General features: G+C 67.1%; 2 protein-coding genes. One reads left to right on the forward strand and one right to left on the reverse strand.

What is annotated here, in order from left to right; genetic code table 11:
• The first annotated feature begins 207 nt into the window (after positions 1-207).
• The gene (locus GO615_RS17445) at positions 208-5025 is read left to right on the forward strand and encodes an NAD-glutamate dehydrogenase (protein ID WP_169130370.1); all 4818 of its coding nucleotides are present in this window, start codon (positions 208-210) and stop codon (positions 5023-5025) included.
• 60 nt (positions 5026-5085) lie between these two features.
• Here GO615_RS17445 and GO615_RS17450 read toward each other — a convergent pair.
• A partial coding sequence (locus GO615_RS17450; RefSeq protein ID WP_169130372.1) for a type I secretion C-terminal target domain-containing protein occupies positions 5086-6888 on the reverse strand: 1803 nt, incomplete at its 5' end.

Below are 6888 nucleotides of genomic sequence, written 5' to 3' on the forward strand. Positions count from 1 at the left end.
TGGCGATTCGCGGCTAAAGCCGCTCCCACAGACTCTTCCCGCCGCTCCGCACGGGTCCTCGCCGAATATCGTTCATGCGATTGTGCTGTTCGGTGCTCCACCCCTTCCCCACGGCACGCGATGCGGGTAAGGTGATACGGATAAGGTGGGCGGTTGCCCGACTGATCGGCTCGTCGCGGCGCGGCCCCCGTCACGCGGGAGACAGCGATGCAGACACGCCACGCAGAAAGCGGTGCCGCAAGTTTCGAAGCGATCCTCGAGCAGATCCAACTCAAGCTCCCGCCGGACCAGGCGGCCCTCGTCGGCGCCTTCGCGCGCTGCTGGTTCGGGCAGGTCGCGCCCGAGGACATCGCCGACTACACCGTCGACGACCTGTACGGCGCGGTGCTCAGCCACTGGCACTTCGCGCGCAAGCACCGTGGCGGCACGCGCCTGCGCGTGTATAACCCCAAGCTCGAGGAGCACGGCTGGGAATCGACCCACTCGGTGATCGAGATCGTCAATGACGACATGCCCTTCCTCGTAGACTCGATCGCGATGGAGGTCAATCGCCAGGGCCTCACGCTGCACCTGATCATTCACCCGGTGATGCGTGTCGTGCGCGACGCGGACGGCGTCTATCAGGGCGTGGCCGACGAGGCGGGGACGGGGCACTACGAATCGATGATCCACGTCGAGGTCGACCGGCGCACCGACGCGGTCGACCTCGATGCGCTGCGTGCGGGGCTGGAGCGCGTGCTCGCCGACGTGCGCGTGGCGGTGAGCGACTGGCCCGCGATGCAGCAGCGCGTCGCCGACATCATCAGCGAGGTCGAGCACAATCCGCCGCCGGTCGCCGCCGAGGAGATCGAGGAGAGCGTCGCCTTCCTGCAGTGGCTGATGGACGACAACCTCGTGCTGCTGGGCTGCCGCGACTACGAGCTGGCTGCCGCCGACGGTGGCACGCCGGAATTGTCCATCGTCGCCGGTTCGGGGCTCGGGCTGCTGCGCGAGAAGGAAGGCGAGAAGCGCTCGCGCTCGTTCGGCGCCCTGCCTGCGGAGCTGAAGACAACGCTGCCCAATCTGCCGGTGCTGCTCACGGTCACGAAGTCGAACACGCGCTCGACCGTGCATCGCGCCGGCTACATCGACCGCTTCAGCATCAAGCGCTTTGACGCGGACGGCCACGTGTGCGGCGAACGCCGCGTGATCGGCCTGCTGGCGTCCACCGCCTATAGCGCCAGCCCCAAGCTCATCCCCTTCCTGCGCCGCAAGGTGGATGCGGTGATCGCGCGTGCCGGCCTGATGCCCAAGAGCCATGCGGCGAAGGCGCTGCTGACCATCCTCGAGCGCTATCCGCGCGACGAGCTGTTCCAGATCGACGCCGAAGAGCTCTTCCACCAGGCGATGGGCATCCTGCACCTGGGCGAGCGCCAGCGCACGCGCCTCTTCGTGCGCTGCGACCCCTTCGCGCGCTTCGTCTCCTGCCTCATCTACGTGCCGCGCGAGCACTACAACACCGATCAGCGCCTGCGCATGCAGGCGGTGTTGATGGAAGCCTTCAACGGTGCGAGCTCGGACTTCGACGTGCAGTTCTTCGAGTCGGCGCTCGCGCGCGTGCTCATCATCGTGCGCACGCGCGATTCGGTGATCCCGCCCTTCGAGGTGCACGAGCTCGAGCAGCGCATCGTGCGCGCCACGCGGCGTTGGGAGGACGAGCTGCAGCGCGTGCTGCTCGAGCACTGCGGCGAGGAGCGCGGCATGGCCCTGCTGCGCCGCTACGGCAGCGCCTTTCCGGCCGGCTATCGCGAGGAGTTTTCGCCGCGTGTGGCGGTGTTCGACATCGAGCAGATGGAGTCGGTCGCCGCAGACGGGTTGGCGATGAGCCTCTACATCCCGCTGGAGGCGCCTGCGGGACGGCTCAACTTCAAGATCTACCGCGTCGGTGCGCCGGTGCCGCTGTCGCAGAGCCTGCCCATGCTCGAGCGCATGGGCGTGAAGGTCATCGACGAGCGGCCTTCGGAGATCGCGCGCCAGGATGGCGAATGCGTGTGGATCCACGACTTCGGCCTCGCGTATGCGGGGGCCGAGGAACTGGACATCGACACCCTGCGCCCGCTCTTCCACGACGCCTTCCTGCGCGCCTGGCGCGGGGAGACGGAGAGCGACGACTTCAACCGCCTGACCCTGCTCGCGGGGCTCACCTGGCGCGAGATCACCGTGCTGCGCGCCTACGCGAAGCACATGAAGCAGGCCGCTTTCACGTTCAGCCAGACCTATATGCAGCAGACGCTCGCCGCCCATCCGCGGCTCGCGCGCCAGCTCATCGAGCTCTTCGCGCTGCGCATGGACCCGGCCCGCGGCCAGGAGCGTCTCCGCCACGAGGCGACGGTGCTGGCCGGCATCGACGACGCGCTCAACGACGTCGCCAACCTCGACGAGGACCGCATCCTGCGCCAATTCCTCGCGATGGTGCGCGCGACGCTGCGCACGAATTACTACCAGCGGGCTGCGGACGGCGCGTTCAAGCCCTATCTGTCGTTCAAGTTCGATCCGAAGCGCATCCCCAACCTGCCGCAGCCGATGCCGATGTTCGAGATCTTCGTCTATGCGCCGCGCTTCGAGGGGGTGCATCTGCGCGGCGGCAAGGTGGCGCGCGGCGGGCTGCGCTGGTCGGACCGCATGGAGGACTACCGCACCGAGGTGCTGGGTCTGGTGAAGGCGCAGATCGTCAAGAACGCCGTGATCGTGCCGGTCGGCTCCAAGGGCGGCTTCGTGGTCAGGAATCCGCCGCCGGCCGGCGATCGCGAGGCGGTGCTCGCCGAAGGCATCGCGTGCTACCGCCTGTACCTGCGCGGCCTGCTCGATCTCACCGACAACCTCGTGCAGGGCCGTGTCGTGCCGCCGCCCGACGTGGTGCGCCACGACGGCGACGACCCCTATCTCGTCGTTGCCGCGGACAAGGGCACCGCGAGCTTCTCCGACTATGCGAACGCCGTCGCGGCCGAGTACGGTTTCTGGCTCGGCGACGCCTTCGCCTCCGGTGGCTCGGCCGGCTACGACCACAAGAAGATGGCCATTACCGCGCGCGGCGCGTGGGAGTCGGTGAAGCGCCACTTCCGCGAGCTCGGCATCGACACGCAGGAGGATCCCTTCACCGCAGTCGGTGTCGGCGACATGTCGGGCGACGTGTTCGGCAATGGCATGCTGCGCTCGCGCAAGACCCGCTTGGTCGCGGCCTTCGACCATCGCCACGTCTTCATCGACCCCGATCCCGACCCGGAAACCTCCTTCGTCGAGCGTGAGCGCCTCTTCGCGCTGCCGCGCTCCTCCTGGAACGACTACGACCGCACGAAGATCTCCGCCGGCGGCGGGGTGTGGCCGCGCAGCGCCAAGGCGATCGCGCTGTCGCCGCAAATGCAGGCCGCGCTGGGCGTCGCCGCGGAGTCGCTGACGCCGTCCGAGCTGATCCACGCGATCCTGTGTGCGCCGGTCGATCTGCTCTACAACGGCGGCATCGGCACCTATGTGAAGGCGACGAGCGAGACGGATGCCTCGGTCGGCGACCGCGCCAACGACGCGGTGCGGGTGAACGGCGCCGAGCTGCGCTGCCGCGTCGTCGGCGAAGGCGGCAACCTCGGCATGACGCAGCTCGGGCGCATCGAGTACGCGCTGAAGGGTGGCCGGCTGTACACCGACGCGATCGACAACTCCGGCGGCGTGGACTGCTCCGATCACGAGGTGAACATCAAGATCCTGCTCAACAGCGTGATCGCCGAGGGTGAGCTCACCGGCAAGCAGCGCGACGCCCTGCTCGTCGAGATGACCGACGAGGTCGCCGCGCTGGTGCTGCGCGACAACTACGCGCAGACGCAGGTGCTGTCGGTGACGCGCGCGCGCGGCGTGGCGCTGCTCGACGAGCAGGCCGAGTTCATCCGCCGCCTGAGTTTCGCCGGGCGACTCAACCGCAAGCTGGAGTTCCTGCCGCTCGACGACGAGATCGCCGAACGCGCTGCCGCGCGCACCGGCCTCGTCGCGCCGGAGCTGGCCGTGCTGCTCGCCTACAGCAAGATCGAGCTCTACGACGAGGTGCTCGCGTCCGACGTGCCGGAGGACCCCTACATCGGCAGCGCGCTGTCGCGCTACTTCCCGGCCCCGCTGCGTGAACGCTTCGCCGCCCACATCGCGAAGCATCCGCTGCGCCGCGAGATCATCTCGACGCATGTCATCAACAGCATGATCAACCGCGTCGGCCCCACCTTCGTGAGCCGGCTGCAGGGCGAAGTGGGCGCGACGCCCGCGGAGATCGTGCGCGCCTACATGGCGACGCGCGAGATCTTCGGGCTGGTGCCGATCTGGCGCGCGATCGAGGAACTCGACAACCGCGTCGATGACGCCGTCCAGACGGCGATGATCATCGATTGCGGCCGCCTCGTGCAGCGCGGGACCACGTGGTTCCTGCGTCACCGCGAATGGCTCGCCGACCTGCAGGCCACGCTGGCGCGCTTCACGCCGGGCGTCGAGGCCCTGTCCGAGCACCTGTACCGCCTGGTGTCGGACGACTACCGCGCGCAGCTCGACGCCGTGACCGCGCGCTACGTCGAGCGCGGTGTGCCCGGAGAGCTCGCGCTGCGCGTCGCCCTGCTCGACGAGCTGTACTCGGCGCTCGATCTCGTCGAGATCGTCGCCGACACCGGCCACCCCGAGGGAACGGTGGCCGCCGTGTACTTCACCCTCGGCGGCCACCTCGACCTGTACTGGCTCGGCGCGCAGATCGCCGCGCTGCCGGCCGACACGCGCTGGCAGAACCTCGCGCGCGGCGCGCTGCGCGTCGATCTGTCGAATCTCGCCCGCAGCCTCGCCGCGGAAACCCTCCGGACCGCGCCCGACCTGGGGCAGCCCGAGGATCTCATCGCCGCCTGGGAAGCACGCCGCATGCCGCAGATCGAGCGCTACCGGCACCTCCTCGCCGACGTGAAGATGGCGCAGGGGATCGAAATGTCGATGCTGTCGGTGCTGCTGAGGGAGCTGCGCGGGATGGTGTGAGCGGGGTATGGACAAAAAAAGCCCGGCGGCCTTGAGGCCGCCGGGCGACTCGTCAGGGCGTCAGTCGGTGATGAGTTTGCCCTTGGTCATGAGGTCGGTGATGATCGCCTGGTCGGTGGTGAGCGCACCGCCGTTGGTCAGATCGACGTTTGCCAAGACGATGACTTGGTCGATCGGCGCTCCGGTGCCGCCCGAGTGCACTTCGATCGTGGTCGCGTTGGTGCCTGCGTTGTAGCTGAAGTGCAGGTAGTCCGTCAGCGGATCGGATGCGGGGGAAGCACCCTCGAGCAGATCCTTCAGGTCGAGGCGGTCGCCGCCAGAACCGAAGGCCGCGGTGTTGAAGTCCTTGATCGTATCGGTCGGGACCCCTGTCGAGCTTGCATCCGCGAGAGCCCACTTGAAGGTGTCGGCGCCGGCACCGCCGTACAGCGTATCGCTGCCGCCGCCACCCCGCAGCAAATCGCTGCCCAATCCGCCATCGAGGATGTCGTTGCCGGTACTGCCGGTGAGCGTGTCATCGCCGCTGTAGCCGACGAGCGTTGTAGGCTGCCCGGCGTTCGCGCTAAGCACGTCGTTGACATTGTCCGCACCGCTGACGATCACATGGTCGTCCGGGCTCAGCAGCACTTGGAGGCCGTCCTGCACGAGCACCGTATCGCCATCGCTGTCCGCCACCTGCAGGTCGAACGAGAGATTGACCTCGTCGCCCGGCGTGAAGAAGGAGGCGCCGAAGCCGCCGAGCGAGAAGGGCGAATTGGATGCGGTAACGGTTCCGACGTATTGATACTCGACCGTCGTGAAGCCGTCCGCCGTGAACACCACCACAGTGGTACCGTCAGCGACGCCGGTAACCTGCACGGTGCCGTCGACATTGAAGGTCACGGGGCCGCCGCTGGTTGTGTAGGTTGTTCCGTTGACCTCCACCTTGATGATGTGGTCATAATTGGTGCCGTAATCGCCGACGGTATCGTCCTCGCCGACTATGCCGTCGAAGAAGTCGGGGTCGTCGGCCGCCGTGATCCGCACCGTCGAGGTGCCGCTGTTGATTGCGAAGCTCACTTCCGCGCCATTGACGAGGACGTGTTCCCCGAAGATCTGCGTCTGCGCGAGAGGATTGTAGTTCGTCGCGGTTGGCGTGCTCGTCACGTTGTCGACGAAGTCGACACGGATCGTTTCGCCCGAGCCGATCGCCTGTCCGCCGCCGCCGCCACTCAGACCGGCACGGTTGGCCGTGCCATTGATCCGTGTGCCTTCGGCCGGGGTGAGCAGGACCGACGGCAGCCCCTGACCGGACAGATCGGTGTAGAAGGCGTAATCGGTGTTTCCGCCATCGAAGTCCCACTTACCGGAATTGGTGTTGAACGAGCCCGAGCCGCCGTCGATCTGCTGGAACAGGTGGAGGCTGTAGGTGTCGTTGGCGGTCGCCAGGCTGCCATCGAGGGTGAGTTCCGCCTCGAATACTAGTGAGGTTGTCGCCCCGCTGGCCGTGGTGTACGTCGACCCGGCGAGTGTCGAGCCGATGAGCGTCTTGCCATCCGACGAGAGATACAGATAGATGGTGTCGCCGGAGCTCTTATAGCCGCTGTCCATGCCTTGGGTGATGTTGGCGAACGTGACCGTTCCACCCTGATCGGCACCGTAGTTGTTGTCGACGTTCTTGTCGAGATCGAGCGGAACGAGGGTTGCAGAGGCCCCGACTATGTTCACCAGGTAGGCCTTTTCTGGTGCGATTGCGACGGGCACATCGTCCTGGACCTTGAGGGTGACGCTGACGGCCTGGGTGTCGCCATCGGCATCCTTGCCGGTGATGGAGACGGTGGCCAGGGTGTCGATCTGTTCGCCCTGGGTGTCGGTGCCGAGCAG

Origin of the sequence: Aromatoleum evansii (assembly GCF_012910805.1) — a bacterium.
GTDB lineage: Bacteria > Pseudomonadota > Gammaproteobacteria > Burkholderiales > Rhodocyclaceae > Aromatoleum > Aromatoleum evansii.

What these genes read in the sequence shown, in the direction of transcription:
- GO615_RS17445 (WP_169130370.1), top strand. Translation starts at nt 208, where the DNA reads ATGCAGACACGCCACGCAGAAAGCGGTGCCGCAAGTTTCGAAGCGATC.